We start from the raw sequence: 14,297 nt of genomic DNA, 5'->3' as shown, positions 1-14,297 counted from the left end.
CTTTTCGGGATCATGCCCCGGCTGGTCAAACCGGCCGGTAGGCGACGGCTTCGACCTCGATCTTGATGTCGATCATCAGCCGCGATTCGACCGTGGTGCGGGCCGGCGGATTCTTCGGGAAGTGCTTGGCGTAGACGGCATTGAAGGCGCCGAAGTCGCGCGCGTCCTCGAGCCAGACCGTGGTCTTGACGACATCGTCCATGGTGCAACGGGCCAGCGCGAGTGCCGCCTTCACATTCTGCAGCACCTGCTCGGTCTGCTCGGTGATGCCGCCCTTGACCACGATGCGGTCGCCGTCGACCGGCACCTGACCTGAGATGTAGACGAAATCCCCGGCGCGCACGGCCGGCGACAGCGGCACGTGGGATGTTCCAAAACACTCTTTGGGCAAGGGAAACTCCTGTTCAGAATGGCGGGCCGCGCCCCGTTTTCGCCGACCGCTCTACGCCTGTCCCGGTGATCCTCATAGGGGGCTTTTTGGAAAGCAACATTTTTCCAAACGCGTGTTGCTTTATCGCAGGCTCGCCAGCATCTTGCGCGTCGCATTTTCCCGACAGGAGATTTCAATGACCTTCGACAAGAACCCGTTTCCAGAGGGCGATGCCGATCGTCACGCGCTCTGGGAAATGCTGGTGCGGCGCGACATCGACGCCTTTATCGGTCAGGACTGGTCGATGGTCGAGGATAATTTCCTCGCCGACAGCTTCTTCGGCATGCATGCGCATTTCCTCAGCGATGCCGACGCCTGGCGTCTGCAATTCCCGAGCCTTGCCGTCTATCGCGACGAATGGCTGCGCCAGGCCAAGGAGACGGCGGCGACCGAATTCGCCGAGCCGCTGCGCGAGGCGCTGTTTCGCGTCACCAACATGCGCGACATCGACGTCGATGGCGACCGCGCCGTGCTGCACAAGAAGTTCAACGGCTCGGTGGCCAAGGCCGATGGCAGCGTCGACAAGCTGAAATGGCAGACGCTGTATTTTTGCAGGAAGGTGGCGGGCCACTGGAAGATCGGCGGCTTCGTCGGCTACATGCCACATCCCTTGGGGATCTGAGTCTTGCCGCTTATGCTACTGCCGGCCTTCGCGCACGAAGACGTGCGCCTCCCGGGCTGCAGTTGTAAAAGCTCGCCAACCGAACTCACTCGAGCTCAAGCGAGTTGAACGGGACAGGTTCGTCCCACAGGGCTAGCGGGAGCGGTGGTCGAACACGACCGCCATGGTCTTACCAATTGCCGCCATGACGACGAGTTCGACGAGATCGTCGTCGCTGTCGACACAGGTTGGATCCATGCGGCGGATGGCGTCGAGCGCCGCTCTAGTCGAGACGGTATCGCCGGCGCGGAATCTGGAAAGCGCAGAGGAAACAAGGTTCTGGGTTGTCACGTCGATGACAGGTACGCTCGGCACTACGTTCATGGCTTCCTCCTGCCAAGAACCCTCTCCCGAAGGAAATAATACGCCGAACGACGGCGTGTGCCAGCGGAATCGTGGTCCGACCAGATTGCCGGGAGGGCACGTTTGCGTGTTTGATAGGGTCGAGCCCACAGCGTCCAGGACCGGATATGAAACTGTACTTCAGCCGCAATCCCAATCCGCGCCTTGCGGTAGCAACGGCACGTCATCTGCAGGCCAAGGTCGAGTGTGAGTTCGCGGCACCCATGGCGCCCGGGCAGGCTGAGCGGTTTCGTCAGCTCAATCCCAATCTTACCCTGCCGATATTGGCATGGACGGGCGGCAGCCTGTGGGAAGCCGACGCCATAGCCTGCCTTCTGTCGCGCGAAGCGGGTTCGGATTTCTGGCGCGGCGGCGGCGACCAACCCGACATGATCCGCTGGCTGAGCTGGGGCAAGGAAAATTTCGTGCGGGCCTGCGACATCGTGCATTTCGAGCGCGGAACCAAGCAGCGCTACGGGATTGGGCCCGTCGACCAGGGCAAGGTCGAGGAGGGGCTGGCGGAGTTCCGCATCGCGGCAGCGATTCTCGAGGCGGAGCTCGCCAAGCGGCCATGGCTTGTGGGCAAGTCGCTCTCCTATGCCGATTTCCGTATGGCGACGTTTTTGCCGTTCAACGATGCAGCCGGCCTGCCGCTGGCGGACTATCCCTCTGTTCTGGGTTGGTATCGCCGGCTCGAAGCCATCGATGCCTGGCGCGATCCCTTCGACGGGCTGGACGCGCCGCTTCTGCCGCCGGTCAACTCCGCTTGATGTGCTTCCCTTTGGGCAGATGGGCTGATGTGTGGCGCTTTGGCAGCATAGGTGTGGAACAGCGGGCGAGTTGCCATGGCGCGCTCGACGGCTCGCGGCCGGGTTGATAAGCCCTGTCCGCAAGGAGAGTCGTGACATGACCGTAGCCATCGAGATGGGACAGACGACGGCGGGTGCGCCGGCGGCGCTCGACCTTGAGGAGCTGCTGGCGACCCGGCTTCTGGTGCAAGGCAATTCCGGCTCCGGCAAATCGCACCTTTTGCGCCGGCTCCTGGAGCAGAGCGCGCCCTGGGTGCAGCAGACCATCATCGACCCGGAAGGCGATTTCGTCTCGCTGGGCGACCATTACGGCCATCTGGTCATCGATGCCGAGGAGCATACGGAGCGTGGCCTGCAGGCAGCCGGCGAGCGGGCGCGCATCCACCGCGTCTCCACGGTGCTCAATCTCGAAGGGCTCGATGCCGAGAACCAGATGCGGCGCGCCGCGGCCTTCCTCGGCGGCTTGTTCGAGGTCGCCCGCGAACATTGGTACCCGATGCTGGTGGTGGTCGACGAAGCGCAGCTGTTCGCGCCCGCCGTAGCCGGCGAAGTGTCCGACGAAGCGCGCAAACTCTCGCTCGGCGCCATGACCAATCTGATGTGCCGCGGCCGCAAGCGCGGCCTTGCCGGCATCATCGCCACGCAGCGGCTGGCAAAGCTCGCCAAAAATGTCGCGGCGGAGGCGTCCAATTTCCTCATGGGCCGTACCTTCCTCGATATCGACATGGCGCGCGCCGCCGACCTTCTGGGCATGGAACGGCGTCAGGCCGAGGCGTTTCGAGACCTGGAGCGCGGGCACTTCATGGCGTTGGGCCCAGCGCTGTCGCGCCGTCCGCTCGGCGTGCGCATCGGCCAGACCGAGACCAGCCCGCGCAACGGTACGCCGCGGCTGATGGCAATGCCGGAAACAGCGCTTGAAGACGCGCGCGCCATCATCCTGGCGGCGCCGCCGCCCGAGACGATGCGCGCGCCGCGCCGGATGGCGTCGCCGGAGCTGCTCGACCAGCTGATGGCGGCCAAATCGGCGGCGATGGAGATCCGCCCGGAACCTGCGGAACCGGCGGTAAGCGCCGAGGATAGGGCCGAGCGGCGAGAGCGGGTGGACCGTGTCCTGCGCGCCATCCTGGCGCAGCCCGATGCGGGTTTCCGCGTCATCGGCGTGCTTTATCAGGAGTTCGTCGTCCGCTGCCGCATCGAAGGCCTCGCTTCGGTGGTGCCGGACCTCTCAGAATTCCGTCGCATGCTGACGCGTGCCCGCGCCGGGCTCGGCGCCGACATGGCAGGCGATGACGCCTGGCAGGACGTTTCCGTGCGCGCCTCGCTCCTGCCCGAGGACATGCAGGGCGTGTTCATGATGATCGCCCGCGCCGCCAAGGAGGGCTGGCCGTGCCCGAGCGACGCGGCGATCGCGCGCGCCTACGGCTCGCATTCGCTGCGGCGCGCCCGGCGGCTGCTCACCTATATCGAGGAGCAGGGCCTCATCGTCTGCCAGCTCGACGGCACCGGCCGCCGCACGGTGACGCTGGTCGAGCTCGCCTGGGCGACGGCGCCGGGCGACCCCAATGCCGCGGAGGCGGAACAGGGCAGCCTGGCGCTGTGAAAGGCGAACAGGCAGTTACCTGACTTGCTTGCGCGGTTCTGAACAAGATGTGTTTCGCCGATCGGCGCGCGACGATTTATGATGGGTTTCCGAGAATCGCAGAACGGTTCGGGCGGGAGGGTTGTCCGGTGCGGTTGAAATCTCTGGCTGTCTTTGTCTTTGGCCTCCTCGCCGTCGCCGGCATCGCCTTGACGATGTCTGCCCGGTCTTTTGCCGCGTCCTCCGATATACCGGCCTGGCTGCAGGCCCATGTCGGCAATGACGACGGCGAGATTTCGCAAGTGGTGCTGGAGCGGGCGCGCGCGCTTTACCTGAAGAAGGTCGCGCAAGGCGCGGTCCACAATGGCTGCTATTTCGCCATGGATGCGACGCGCCCCGGCGATCTCGGCAATGGCGTGCTAGGGCGGCGCTACTACGTCATTTGCGAGGCCAAGCAGTCGTTCAGGGCGATCTCGTCGGGCCATGGCGGCGGCCGCAATTTGAAAGGCGTGGTCGATTTCTCCAACGGCAAACGCTGCGCGAGAAACTTCGGCAATGCCCTGGACTCGTCCTTGACGACCGGTGGCGCCTATATGACCGGCGAGGCAAAGACCTCATTCAAGGGTTTTTACCGCATCGGCGCAAAAAAGGACCAGGCGCTGCTGCGCACCTTCATCCAGTTCGACGGTGAGGGGGAGACGGCGAATGCCAGGCAGCGGGTGATCGGCGGCCACGCGGCGCGGCTGTTGCGCGGCATGTGCCTGCGCAAGAACCCGAACAGCTCCTATGCCGACCATGACGGCTTCGTGCCATACGGCAAGCTGGTGGATTATGCCGGCGGCCGCAGCAATGGCTGCACCAGCTGGTCGCCGGCCGACGCCGACCAGATCATTTCGATGGTGAAGGGCAATCCGACGACGCTCTATATCTACCCGGAATCGCGCGACATCACCGCCGTTGGTAAATCGGGCGCCTATTGGAATGCGTCCTGCCTGAAGGAGATCGGCAAGCCGAAATTCTGGCCGCGAAAGAGCCTTGAGCCGATCATCGCGCAATACGCCAAGGACAACCCGCCACCGCCGCCGCAACCGTTGCCGATCTGCACCGGGCCGTGAGGGATGAGTCCTCGGCTCGGCATTGTCGGCGGCGCGGACTGGCTGGGCGGCGCCGCCGATCCGATGGGCTCTACTGATTGATCTCGGGTTCGACGAGCTTTGCCAGATTGCGCAGCGACTCCTGCCAGCCGAGATAGCAGGCTTCGGCCGGAATAACGTCCGGAATGCCGGCCTGCGTGATGTCGAGTTCCGTGCCGACCGACACTTTCTTCAGGAGCACGGTCACTTCGATCTGGCCGGGCAAATTGGGGTCGTCGAATTTGTCGGTGTAGCGCAGGCGCTCGCCGGGAACGAGTTCGAGATATTCGCCGCCGAAGGAATGGCTGCCGCCCGTCGTGAAGTTTCGGAACGACATCTTGAAGGCGCCACCGACTTTCGCGTCGAAGCTGTGTACCGTGCAAGTGAAGCCGTTCGGCGGAAGCCATTTCGCCAGCGCGTCGGCTTCTGTGAATGCGCGGTAGACCTTCTCCGGGCTGGTCGTCAGAACGCGGTGCAAACGTACGGTGCTTGGCATCTCTTCGGTATCCTTTGTGGTTTCGTTGTTCGATGCCCCAAGGACGGGTGAACCTCACCCGGTCCGACACAGCCTGTCAAATTTTCTTGAGCCCTTTGCCGGCGGCCATCCGCCCACGACTTCGACCGCCGCCTCAGGCAGGCGGCCGTGTCGCGTCAAATTTGCATGCATCATTGACAGATTGCTTAACTTTTCGGCGCGGATCTCACAATTTATTAAAATTGTAAGTCTCTCCTACAAAGTTGTATTAGGATCGGCTTAACGCCTTCGGCATTATCTATTAAATGATGGGCGACGATCTCCTTGGTGTACTATAGAATGATTCCCTGGAACGACGGATCAATTTAAGAGTTGATCCGAAATGGTCGCTCGAAGGTTGTCGAACGACCAAGGCAGCACGCGCAAGGAGTGTCGGAATGGCCACAGTCCTCAACGCCAAAGGCATTCCACTTCCCTATACCGGCGCTTCCACCCATTGGTTCTCGGCGACTGGAGGCGCGTCTTACCGCTACGGCACCTCGGGCAACGATTCCTTCTGGGGCGACACCAACGTCAAGGTCACCATGTATGGCGGCGCGGGCGACGACTATTACCATCTCTATTCGACGATCAACAAAGCGGTCGAGAACTACGGCGCGGGCGTCGACACGATCGATACCTGGATGAGCTACAAGCTGCCCGCCAATTTCGAGAACCTCGTCGTCACCGGCGACGGCCACTATGCCTTCGGCAATGCTCAGGACAACATCATAACGGGCGGCGCTGGCAGCCAGACGCTGGACGGCGGCAAGGGCAATGACGTGCTGATCGGCGGCGCCGGCGCCGACACCTTCATCGTCACCAAGGGCAATGGCAGCGACCTGATCTCCGATTTCGGCGCGACCGACACGGTGCGCCTCAACGGCTATGCCTTCACCTCGTTCGAGGCCGTCCACGCCAATATGGTCCAGGTGGGATCGAACGTGCAGCTGAACCTCGGCTCGAGCGAGGTGCTGGTGTTCCACAACACCACGATCGACAAGTTTCAGCCCGGCCAGTTCGAGCTGCCGATCGACAAGACCGGCATGACGCTGTCCTTCAACGACGATTTCAACACGCTGAGCCTGTGGAACGGCCAGAGCGGCATCTGGGATTCCAATTTCTGGTGGGGGGCGCAGAACGGCAGCTCGCAGCCCCAGAACGGCGAGCTGCAATGGTATATCGACGCCAATTATGCGCCGACCAGCTCGGTCCATCCGTTCAGCGTCGCAAGCGGCGTGCTCACCATAACCGCGGCGCATGCGCCCGACGACATCAAGCCGCTGATCAACAATTACGAATACACTTCCGGCATACTGACGACGCACGACACCTTCTCGCAGACCTATGGCTATTTCGAAATGCGGGCCGATCTCCCGGAAAACGCCGGCGCGTGGCCGGCCTTCTGGCTTCTGCCCGAAGACGGTTCATGGCCCCCGGAACTCGACGTGATCGAAATGTATGGGCAGAACCCGAATGCGCTTCTCATGACCGCGCACACAAATGAGACGGGAACCCACACCACGGTCGGGTCGACGGTGAATGTCTCCAACACCGACGGCTATCACACCTATGGCCTGTTGTGGACGCCGGATAAGCTGGTCTGGACCTATGATGGCGTCCAGGTCGCGGAAGCGGCGACGCCGTCCGATATGAACAAGCCCATGTATATGCTGGTCGACCTTGCGGTCGGCGGTCAAGCCGGCGCGCCGCCCGACCATCTGGCGACGCCCGCGCAAATGAAGATCGACTATATCCACGCCTATACGCTGAACGATTTGCAGCAGAGCCATCTGAGCACGACAGCCGAGCACGCGGTCTAGATGTCACGGGACCGCGCGCCACTCAGGGATACGGCCATCGGCCTGCGCCCGGTTTTCCTGCGCGGCATCGCCGATATCGGCATCTTTTCGTTGCTGATCAACATCCTGCTCCTGGTGATCCCGCTCTATCTGCTGCAGGTCTACGACCGGGTGTTGCCGTCCTCCAGCGTCGAGACGCTGCTTTATCTCTCGGTCATGGCGGTCGTCGCGCTCGCTTTCCTCGGCCTGCTGGACGCGGTCCGCGCCATCTACGCGCAGCGTGTTGCGGCCACCGTCGACCAGAAACTGGGCGCGCGGACATTCGCCGCCTCGCTTGGCGCCAGACATGCCGGCAGCGGGCTGTCGCCGCTGAACGACCTTGCCACGACTTGCGCCTTCATCAGGTCGCGCGGCGTGGCGGTGCTGTTCGACCTGCCGTTTGCGCCCGTCTTCCTGGCCTTGCTCTATTTCATCCATCCCGTCCTGTTCTGGCTGACGCTCGCCGGCGCCGTGCTGCTGTTTCTCTTGGTCGCGGCCAACCAGCTTGCCATCGGCAGGAACGATGCCATGTCGGCGGAACGCTCGGCGGTGGCCAGCCAGGCGGAGCAGGCCTTCGCCCGCAACACCGACACGCTGCGCGCCATGGGCATGGTGCAAAATGCCGCCGCGGTCTGGGGACAGCAGGTTGCTGAGGCGCTGACCCTGCATGACCGTTCAGGAAGCGCCAATGCGATCTTCAGCGCGACGTCGCGGGCGCTGCGCATGATGCTGCAACTGGCGATCCTCGGCGCCGGCGCGTGGCTGGTGCTACAAGGGCAGATGACCGCCGGCATGATCTTCGCTTCGTCGCTGGTGTCGTCGCGCGCGCTGCAGCCGCTCGACCAGCTGATCGGATCCTGGCGGCAGATCGTCGACGCCAAGCGATGCTGGAAGCGGCTGGACACCGCCCTTGCGGCGCAACCAGCGCAGGGGCGCAAGCTCGCACTGCCCGATCCATTGGGCGCGATTTCGGTGCAGGATCTGTTCTTCATCGCGCCGACTGCGGCTTTCGGCACGGAGCCCATCCTCAAGCGGTTGAATTTTGCCATCGGCGCCGGCGAAGCGGTGGCGATCGTCGGCCCGAGCGGGGCCGGCAAATCGACGCTGGCGAAATTGCTTGTGGGCGCGCTGCAGCCGACCGGCGGCGCGGTCAGGGTCGACGGCGCCGACCTGAGGAGCTGGGACGAAACCCAGCTTGGCAGGCATATCGGCTATCTCGCGCAGGAGGTGGAGCTTTTCCCGGGATCGATCGCGCAAAATGTCGCCCGCTTCGAACCCGACGCCGATGACGCCGCGATCGTCGAAGCGGCCAGGCGCGCCGAGGCGCATGAGCTGATTCTCACGCTGCGCGACGGCTATCAGACCATGATAGGCCCGTCGCATACCGTGCTGTCGGGCGGCGAGCGCCAGCGGATAGGGCTGGCGCGCGCCTTCTACGGCAAGCCACGCATGCTGGTGCTGGACGAGCCCAACGCCCATCTCGACGGCAGTGGGGAGGCGGCGCTCGAAGGGATGCTTTCGGCCGCGCGAAGTGTAAGCGTCACGACAGTCGTCATCACGCATCGCCCTTCGATCGCCGCGGCCTGCGACCGCGTCATGGTCCTGCGCAACGGCATGGTCGAAGCTTTCGGCCCTGCGAGCGAGGTGCTGAGGCAACCGGCGGCCGGCAAGGCCGGGAGCGCGGTGGTGACAGGCTCGTTCGTGCCGACCGTGCGCCCGCACAGCGTCCGCTTCGGGTCATAGACGATGATGCAGCAGAGCCTCGCCTTCGAAGGTCGACCGCGCACCGACTTCCGCCGCATGGCCGTCGTCGGCTACGTGGCCATAGCGCTCTTCGTCGGCTGCTTCGGCTATTGGGCGGCGAACGCGCCGCTCTCCGGCGCGGTGATCACCTCCGGCACGATCTCGGCGACGGGCGGCAACATCCTCATCCAGCACCCCGAGGGCGGCATCATCGAGCAGTTGCTGGTGCATGAAGGCGACCGCGTCCAACAAGGCGAACCGCTGGTCCTGCTCGACCGCAGGGCGGCCGAGACCGACCTCAACCGGCTGACCAGACAGACGATCGCGCTCAGGGCAAGTGCCGCGCGACTTGAGGCCGAGCGCGACGGATCGGACAGGCTGGCGCCGATCGCCGAAGCAGCACCCGCGCCGTTCCAGCGCGATTTCGACAATCTGGTGCACGAACAGCAGAAGGAGTTCGAGGCCAGGCTCGCCCGGTTCCGCTCCGAGCAGTCGATCCTGGCGCAGCGCGTCGCCATGCATCGTGAGTCGGCGCTGGGACTGGAGGCGCAGAAACTCGCCATCCAGCAACAGGCCGAGATCGTGAAGAAGGAACTCGGCATCAAGACCGGCCTGCTCGACAAGGGTCTCACCAACCGCAGCGAATATTCGCAGCTTCTGCGCAGCGAGGCCGATCTGGTCGGCCAGGCCGGCGCGCTGGAGGCGGATATCGCAGCGACCAAGACGCAGATCGTCGAAGCCCAGGCGCAGGTCGAGCGCGCGACCACGCAGCGCGTCGAGGACGCGCTGACCAAGCTCGACGAGGTTCGCACCAGCCTGGCCGACATCGGCGAACAGATCACCGCAGCCGAGGCGGTGCTGGGGCGCACGACGATCAAGGCGCCGGCAGCCGGCATCGTGGTATCCTCGATCTACAACTCCAAAGGCAGCGTGATTGCGCCGGGGCAGAAGATCATGGAGATCCTGCCGACCGCGTCGGGCCTCATCGTCGACGCGAAGCTGCGGCCGAAAGACGTGGACCTGGTTCGCGTCGGCCAGCCGGCGAAGCTCAGGCTGTCCGCCCTGAACGCGCGCCTCACCCCTGAGGTCCCGGCTACGGTGACGCAAATTTCCGCCGACCGGCTGATCGATGAAACCACGCATGAGGCGTATTTCCGCGCCAGGCTGAAGATCACCGACACGCTGCCGCAGGGCGTGAAAGCCGAGCAGCTTTACCCGGGAACGCCGGTCGAGGCGTTTATCAGCACCGGCGACCGAACCTTCCTCGAATATCTGGCGCGGCCGATGCTGGACTCGTTCGCGCGGGCGTTCACGGAGCGATAGGCGCCAACTCGTCCTCCCAGTTGACGCCGCCGTAGAGCACCCTGAGAATCACCACCTGGTCGCCTTCTACGGTGAAGGCCACAGTCAGGCGGCGCTCGAAGCCAACGATGCGAAGCCCCGGCCGCACATCATCCCTTAGGGTTCCGCGTTCCGAGGCATAGTCGAGACCCAGGCAAAATCGCTCGATCCGCTCGATGTAGCGAAGGGCGGTGAGGTTGCCGGATGCGTGAGCGACCGTATCGTATATCCATAACAGGTCCGTCTGGGCTTCCGGCAAAAGGACAACATGCCGGCGCTTCACACGTTCCCCTTGAGGCGAGCTGCGTGATGTGCGCGAATGCTGTCAAAAGACTTGTCGGCCGGGATGGCCTGGGAGGGGTCTGCCTTCCACCTATCATAGGTCGGCGCGACCTCCTCACGCAGCCAGCGCTCCACAGCGGCGTCGCGTTCCTGCAATGCGCGAAGACCGGCGCGGATCACTTCACTGCTGGTCGCGTATGTGCCGGACCGAACGAGCTGGTCGATGAAAGCAGCCTGCTCGGCCGGCAGGCTGAAGGTGCGTTTTTCGGTGGCGGACATGGATCCCTCCTATCAGGTTGGTATGATATTATCATACCAACGGCGAGATTGCACGCCCCAATATAGGCTTTGGGACCGCTCCCCTTGGCGTCGGCAAAGACACCGGACATTCGGTTCGGATGCCTGAGATGGGTCGGCGTGATGCCGGTCTGCTGGCGGAAGACACGGCTGAAATGGCCGGCATTGGGAAAACCGCAGCGGTAGGCGATGTCGCCGATTGCCAAGTCGCTCCCCTCCAGCAGCGACTTGGCCTGATGTACGCGCAGCGCAAGATAGGCGGCCATCGGGCCGATGCCGAGCTCGGCGCCGAACAGCCGCTCAAGCTGGCGCCGGGATAAATGCAACCGGCCCGCGATCTCGGCGACCGACAGCGTCTCCTGGAGATTGCTTTCCATCAGAAGCAGCGCCCGTTTCACCGCTCGGCTCGACGCGGCCGGAAAGAGATCGCCGACGGGCTGCACATCCAGGCTCGAGCGGATGCGGTCGAGCACGAGGGTCTTGGCGGCTTTTTCCGCAGCCTTGCGGCCGATGAACTGCGACACGAAATGGCCGGCAAGGTCGGCCGCACCCGTGCCTCCGGCGCAGGTCGAGCGGCCCCTATCGACGGAAAACAGGCTGTCGGCATGGGCGTTCACATCAGGGAATTGGCTGCGGAAATCCTTGATGTGAAACCAGCTGACGGCAGCACTGTAGCCATCGAGCAGACCGTAGCGCGCGAGCACGAAGCTGCCGGTGCAGAGTGCCGTCAGCGGCACGCCCTTTTCGGCCGCCCGCAACAGGAAGGCCTCCTTTTCGGAGCTGAGGCTGCGGTTGGTGTCGAGCAGGCCGACCACGACGACATTGTCGAACTCCTGCGGATTGCCGATCGCCTTGGTCGGCAGCAACTCGACACCGCAACTCGCCCGGATCGGCAGGCCACGCTCGCCGACGATCTCCCAGTCGAACTCGATCCGGCGGCTGCGGTCGCCTTCATCGCCGGCCAGCCGCAGCGTGTCGATGAACAGCGACAGCGGCGACAGCGTGAAGTCGCGAACCAAGAGAAACGCAAACCGCCTGGCCATTGTTGCTCCGAAACCGTTCCTTCGGGTGGATGGAGCCTAGTTGCTGAAGATTGGCACGGACTCGAGCACCATGCCCCTCAGGATTGGCCGCCAGAATCGGAGATGAGATTGACGACCTTAGTGTGCAACCGGTCGGCCATCTCTTCTCCAATGTTTCGAGAATAGGTCCAAAAGAGCTTTGACCGATTGTTGGAGCCGAATGTAAGGATGATCTTCGGTTAGGCGGGAGGGAGCATGGGTCTCGACTTGGCGGTTTTTAAAAGCGTTTCGACCATGGAGCGGGAATTCCCCGGCTATCGCTTTCAGCGGGATCCGGAAAACGGCGAATGCGAGGTGATCCATCCCGAAGACGTGACTCTCACCTGGGACGATGTCACAACGCGTGACTGGCGTGTCGGAAACATAGCCCACATTGCGGCGCTCGGGGAGCTGATTGCCGGTCTTCTCGGCGAAGGGTCAGCGCTGGAACGGATGGTCCTCCTTTCAGCCAGCGGTGTTGGAGACGTCATCGAGGAGCCGAGCTTCGGCGAGCTTGAGCGCGAATTGCGACTGATCGAATCCAGCACCGACCCATGGGTTCGGGAATTTGCCGATGGACTAGTGGAATTGATCAGTATGGCACGGCGTGAGAAAAACCCTATCGTGTTTGTGTAACCTGCAGCACCAAAGCGGAGCCCAAGCCATGACCCTGACCAATCGCGATATCATCGAGCTGACGGCATGGCGCCGCAAGCTGCACCAGCGGCCTGAAATCTCCAACGAGGAAGAACAGACCGCCAAGGAAGTCGTCAGCTTCCTCGCCGATACAGGGCCGGACAAGGTGCTGACCGGCCTCGGCGGTCATGGCGTGGCGGCGGTCTATGACAGCGGCCAGGCGGGGCCGACGGTGCTGTTCCGCTCGGAGATCGATGCGCTGCCGATCGAGGAGCTTTCGGGCGTCGAGCATGCCTCGCAGGTGCCGGGAAAATCGCATATGTGCGGCCATGACGGCCACACCGCGATCCTGGCCGCACTCGGCCGCCAGCTCGGACGAGAACGGCCGGCGCGCGGCCGCGTCGTCTTGATGTTCCAGCCGGCGGAAGAGACCGGCAATGGCGCGGCCGGCGTCGTCGCCGATGCGCGCTTTGACGAGATCGCGCCGGATTTTGCTTTCTCCCTGCACAATCTGCCGGGCGTGCCGTTCGGCGAGGTTCGCCTCAAGCCCGGCGTGGTCAACTGCGCCTCGCGCGGCATACGCATCGTGCTGGACGGCAAAACCGCGCATTCGTCCATGCCCGAAACCGGCGTGTCGCCGATGCTGGCGGTGAGCGAGCTCATGCCGCTGCTGCCGGCGCTCGGCCGCGGCACCTTTGCCGACGATGATTTCAGCATGGTCACCGTCACCCATGCGACGATGGGCGAGGCCGTGTTCGGCATCGCGCCTGCTCACGCCGAGGTGTGGGCGACGCTGCGTACAAGGCGCGACGAGCGCATGGCGGAACTGGTCGCGGCGGCGGAAGCGTTGGCCACCAGGATCGCGGCCGAGCACCACCTTTCCGTGCGCTGCGACTATCACGAGATCTTCGTCGCCAGCGTCAACGCTCCAGACGCGGTGGAACATCTCAACCGCGCGTTGGACGAAGAGGGTGTGCCGCGCAGCGAGGAAGCCCTGCCGATGCGCGCCTCGGAGGATTTCGGCATTTTCGGCCACAAGGCGAAGTCGGCGATGTTCTTCCTCGGCGCGGGCGAGCGCACCCCGTCATTGCACAATCCCGACTATGATTTTCCCGACGATCTGATCCCGATCGGCTCGAAGATCTTCATGCGCACGGCGCGCAACCTGCTGGGGTGAGCGGCCCTGCAAAATCCGCATCCTGAAGCTGCCTTTTTCCCGCTGGAATCGTCTTGTAGTCGCCTCCTACATTAGGAGGGGCTTGCGGATGAGAATTGCAATGGTCGTCGCGTTGACTGCGACAGTGGCAGGGTGCGTATCGTCTCCGGTCCAGTATGGAGCCTCGCTCTCGCCGCAGGACCCGAAATGGGCGACGCCGGAATGCCAGCAGGCCCGCACGGATGCCTTGAACTACGACCGGCGCGAGAAGGAGCATCCGGGATGGGCCGCCGGCGTCGTGCTGGGGCCTTACAGCATGGGGCTCGTTGCGGCCATCAAGGAGAATGAGCAGAAGCGGCGCCGGCTGCTCGCACGCGAGGTGCATTTGCAGTGCTCAAGCCTGCCCTTGCCGAGGGATCTGGACTTCGATCCAAAGATCTACGCGCCAAAGCCGACGCATTATCCCTGAGGG

The 14,297-nt window shown here is 63.6% G+C and carries 16 protein-coding genes; 10 read left to right on the top strand and 6 right to left on the bottom strand.

Annotated elements, in window-relative coordinates; all coding sequences use genetic code 11:
- Nucleotides 1-25: 25 nt before the first annotated feature.
- On the bottom strand, nt 26-391 hold the full coding sequence (locus AC3EMP_RS31405; protein WP_023735102.1) for a RidA family protein: 366 nt from the start codon (nt 389-391) through the stop codon (nt 26-28).
- A gap of 175 nt (nt 392-566) precedes the next feature.
- Between AC3EMP_RS31405 and AC3EMP_RS31400 the strand changes: the two genes are divergently transcribed.
- On the top strand, nt 567-1,052 hold the full coding sequence (locus AC3EMP_RS31400) for a hypothetical protein (protein ID WP_023698654.1): 486 nt from the start codon (nt 567-569) through the stop codon (nt 1,050-1,052).
- A 132-nt stretch (nt 1,053-1,184) separates the two neighbouring features.
- On the opposite strand, the gene AC3EMP_RS31395 is transcribed toward AC3EMP_RS31400, so the two are convergent.
- A complete protein-coding gene (locus tag AC3EMP_RS31395; protein ID WP_023669703.1) occupies nt 1,185-1,415 on the bottom strand; it encodes a hypothetical protein in 231 nt (76 codons plus the stop codon).
- 146 nt (nt 1,416-1,561) lie between these two features.
- On the opposite strand from AC3EMP_RS31395, the gene AC3EMP_RS31390 reads away from it, so the two are divergent.
- The 3 genes from AC3EMP_RS31390 to AC3EMP_RS31380 all read left to right on the top strand — a co-directional run bounded on the left by AC3EMP_RS31390 (nt 1,562) and on the right by AC3EMP_RS31380 (nt 4,936).
- Nucleotides 1,562-2,203, top strand: a complete 642-nt coding sequence (locus AC3EMP_RS31390) for a glutathione S-transferase family protein (protein WP_023820590.1) — start codon at nt 1,562-1,564, stop codon at nt 2,201-2,203.
- Nucleotides 2,204-2,339: 136 nt separating this feature from the next.
- Nucleotides 2,340-3,842, top strand: a complete 1,503-nt coding sequence (locus AC3EMP_RS31385; RefSeq protein ID WP_023820591.1) for a helicase HerA domain-containing protein — start codon at nt 2,340-2,342, stop codon at nt 3,840-3,842.
- Nucleotides 3,843-3,970: 128 nt separating this feature from the next.
- Nucleotides 3,971-4,936: a hypothetical protein gene (locus AC3EMP_RS31380; protein ID WP_023820592.1), complete on the top strand. Its 966-nt coding sequence runs from the start codon at nt 3,971-3,973 to the stop codon at nt 4,934-4,936.
- 70 nt (nt 4,937-5,006) lie between these two features.
- Here the strand turns inward: AC3EMP_RS31380 and AC3EMP_RS31375 are convergent, their stop codons facing one another.
- Nucleotides 5,007-5,450 carry an SRPBCC family protein gene (locus tag AC3EMP_RS31375; RefSeq protein WP_488494716.1) on the bottom strand — a complete coding sequence of 148 codons (444 nt, stop codon included), beginning with the start codon at nt 5,448-5,450 and terminating at the stop codon, nt 5,007-5,009.
- Between the two features lie 416 nt (nt 5,451-5,866).
- On the opposite strand from AC3EMP_RS31375, the gene eglC reads away from it, so the two are divergent.
- Genes eglC through AC3EMP_RS31360 form a run of 3 tightly spaced genes read left to right on the top strand, consistent with a single transcriptional unit; the run spans nt 5,867 to nt 10,375 of the window.
- Nucleotides 5,867-7,291 (top strand): endo-1,3-1,4-beta-glycanase EglC, encoded by a 1,425-nt coding sequence (gene eglC / locus AC3EMP_RS31370; protein WP_023820593.1) that lies wholly within the window; start codon nt 5,867-5,869, stop codon nt 7,289-7,291.
- Nucleotides 7,292-9,052, top strand: a complete 1,761-nt coding sequence (locus tag AC3EMP_RS31365) for a type I secretion system permease/ATPase (protein ID WP_352711687.1) — start codon at nt 7,292-7,294, stop codon at nt 9,050-9,052.
- 3 nt (nt 9,053-9,055) lie between these two features.
- Nucleotides 9,056-10,375, top strand: a complete 1,320-nt coding sequence (locus AC3EMP_RS31360) for an HlyD family type I secretion periplasmic adaptor subunit (RefSeq protein ID WP_023735099.1) — start codon at nt 9,056-9,058, stop codon at nt 10,373-10,375.
- On the opposite strand, the gene AC3EMP_RS31355 is transcribed toward AC3EMP_RS31360, so the two are convergent.
- The 3 genes from AC3EMP_RS31355 to AC3EMP_RS31345 are packed head-to-tail and all read right to left on the bottom strand — an operon-like array spanning nt 10,362 to nt 12,015.
- Nucleotides 10,362-10,676 (bottom strand): type II toxin-antitoxin system RelE/ParE family toxin, encoded by a 315-nt coding sequence (locus tag AC3EMP_RS31355; RefSeq protein ID WP_352711684.1) that lies wholly within the window; start codon nt 10,674-10,676, stop codon nt 10,362-10,364. The two genes, AC3EMP_RS31360 and AC3EMP_RS31355, sit on opposite strands and share 14 nt — an antisense overlap.
- Nucleotides 10,673-10,954, bottom strand: coding sequence for a type II toxin-antitoxin system ParD family antitoxin (locus tag AC3EMP_RS31350; RefSeq protein ID WP_023669694.1), 282 nt, complete (start codon nt 10,952-10,954; stop codon nt 10,673-10,675). The genes AC3EMP_RS31355 and AC3EMP_RS31350 overlap by 4 nt, the downstream gene beginning before the upstream one ends.
- Entirely contained in the window at nt 10,852-12,015 is a 1,164-nt protein-coding gene (locus AC3EMP_RS31345) for a GlxA family transcriptional regulator (RefSeq protein ID WP_352597560.1), read from the bottom strand. Before AC3EMP_RS31345 ends, AC3EMP_RS31350 begins: the two co-directional genes overlap by 103 nt.
- A gap of 234 nt (nt 12,016-12,249) precedes the next feature.
- Between AC3EMP_RS31345 and AC3EMP_RS31340 the strand changes: the two genes are divergently transcribed.
- The 3 genes from AC3EMP_RS31340 to AC3EMP_RS31330 all read left to right on the top strand — a co-directional run bounded on the left by AC3EMP_RS31340 (nt 12,250) and on the right by AC3EMP_RS31330 (nt 14,294).
- Nucleotides 12,250-12,669, top strand: a complete 420-nt coding sequence (locus AC3EMP_RS31340) for a hypothetical protein (RefSeq protein WP_023683109.1) — start codon at nt 12,250-12,252, stop codon at nt 12,667-12,669.
- 28 nt (nt 12,670-12,697) lie between these two features.
- The gene (locus AC3EMP_RS31335; RefSeq protein ID WP_352711680.1) at nt 12,698-13,846 is read left to right on the top strand and encodes an amidohydrolase; all 1,149 of its coding nucleotides are present in this window, start codon (nt 12,698-12,700) and stop codon (nt 13,844-13,846) included.
- A gap of 88 nt (nt 13,847-13,934) precedes the next feature.
- The gene (locus AC3EMP_RS31330; RefSeq protein ID WP_023710844.1) at nt 13,935-14,294 is read left to right on the top strand and encodes a hypothetical protein; all 360 of its coding nucleotides are present in this window, start codon (nt 13,935-13,937) and stop codon (nt 14,292-14,294) included.
- Nucleotides 14,295-14,297 lie beyond the last annotated feature (3 nt).

It is taken from the genome of Mesorhizobium sp. P160219 (assembly GCF_057786095.1).
Note: the sequence above shows the minus strand (reverse complement) of the source record. Positions and strands in the feature narration are given on the sequence as shown.

Coding starts and splice junctions, on each gene's coding strand:
- AC3EMP_RS31400 (WP_023698654.1), top strand. CDS start 567: ATGACCTTCGACAAGAACCCGTTTCCAGAGGGCGATGCCGATCGTCAC.
- AC3EMP_RS31395 (WP_023669703.1), bottom strand. CDS start 1,415: ATGAACGTAGTGCCGAGCGTACCTGTCATCGACGTGACAACCCAGAAC.
- AC3EMP_RS31390 (WP_023820590.1), top strand. CDS start 1,562: ATGAAACTGTACTTCAGCCGCAATCCCAATCCGCGCCTTGCGGTAGCA.
- AC3EMP_RS31385 (WP_023820591.1), top strand. CDS start 2,340: ATGACCGTAGCCATCGAGATGGGACAGACGACGGCGGGTGCGCCGGCG.
- AC3EMP_RS31375 (WP_488494716.1), bottom strand. CDS start 5,450: ATGCCAAGCACCGTACGTTTGCACCGCGTTCTGACGACCAGCCCGGAG.
- eglC (WP_023820593.1), top strand. CDS start 5,867: ATGGCCACAGTCCTCAACGCCAAAGGCATTCCACTTCCCTATACCGGC.
- AC3EMP_RS31365 (WP_352711687.1), top strand. CDS start 7,292: ATGTCACGGGACCGCGCGCCACTCAGGGATACGGCCATCGGCCTGCGC.
- AC3EMP_RS31360 (WP_023735099.1), top strand. CDS start 9,056: ATGATGCAGCAGAGCCTCGCCTTCGAAGGTCGACCGCGCACCGACTTC.
- AC3EMP_RS31350 (WP_023669694.1), bottom strand. CDS start 10,954: ATGTCCGCCACCGAAAAACGCACCTTCAGCCTGCCGGCCGAGCAGGCT.
- AC3EMP_RS31345 (WP_352597560.1), bottom strand. CDS start 12,015: ATGGCCAGGCGGTTTGCGTTTCTCTTGGTTCGCGACTTCACGCTGTCG.
- AC3EMP_RS31340 (WP_023683109.1), top strand. CDS start 12,250: ATGGGTCTCGACTTGGCGGTTTTTAAAAGCGTTTCGACCATGGAGCGG.
- AC3EMP_RS31335 (WP_352711680.1), top strand. CDS start 12,698: ATGACCCTGACCAATCGCGATATCATCGAGCTGACGGCATGGCGCCGC.
- AC3EMP_RS31330 (WP_023710844.1), top strand. CDS start 13,935: ATGAGAATTGCAATGGTCGTCGCGTTGACTGCGACAGTGGCAGGGTGC.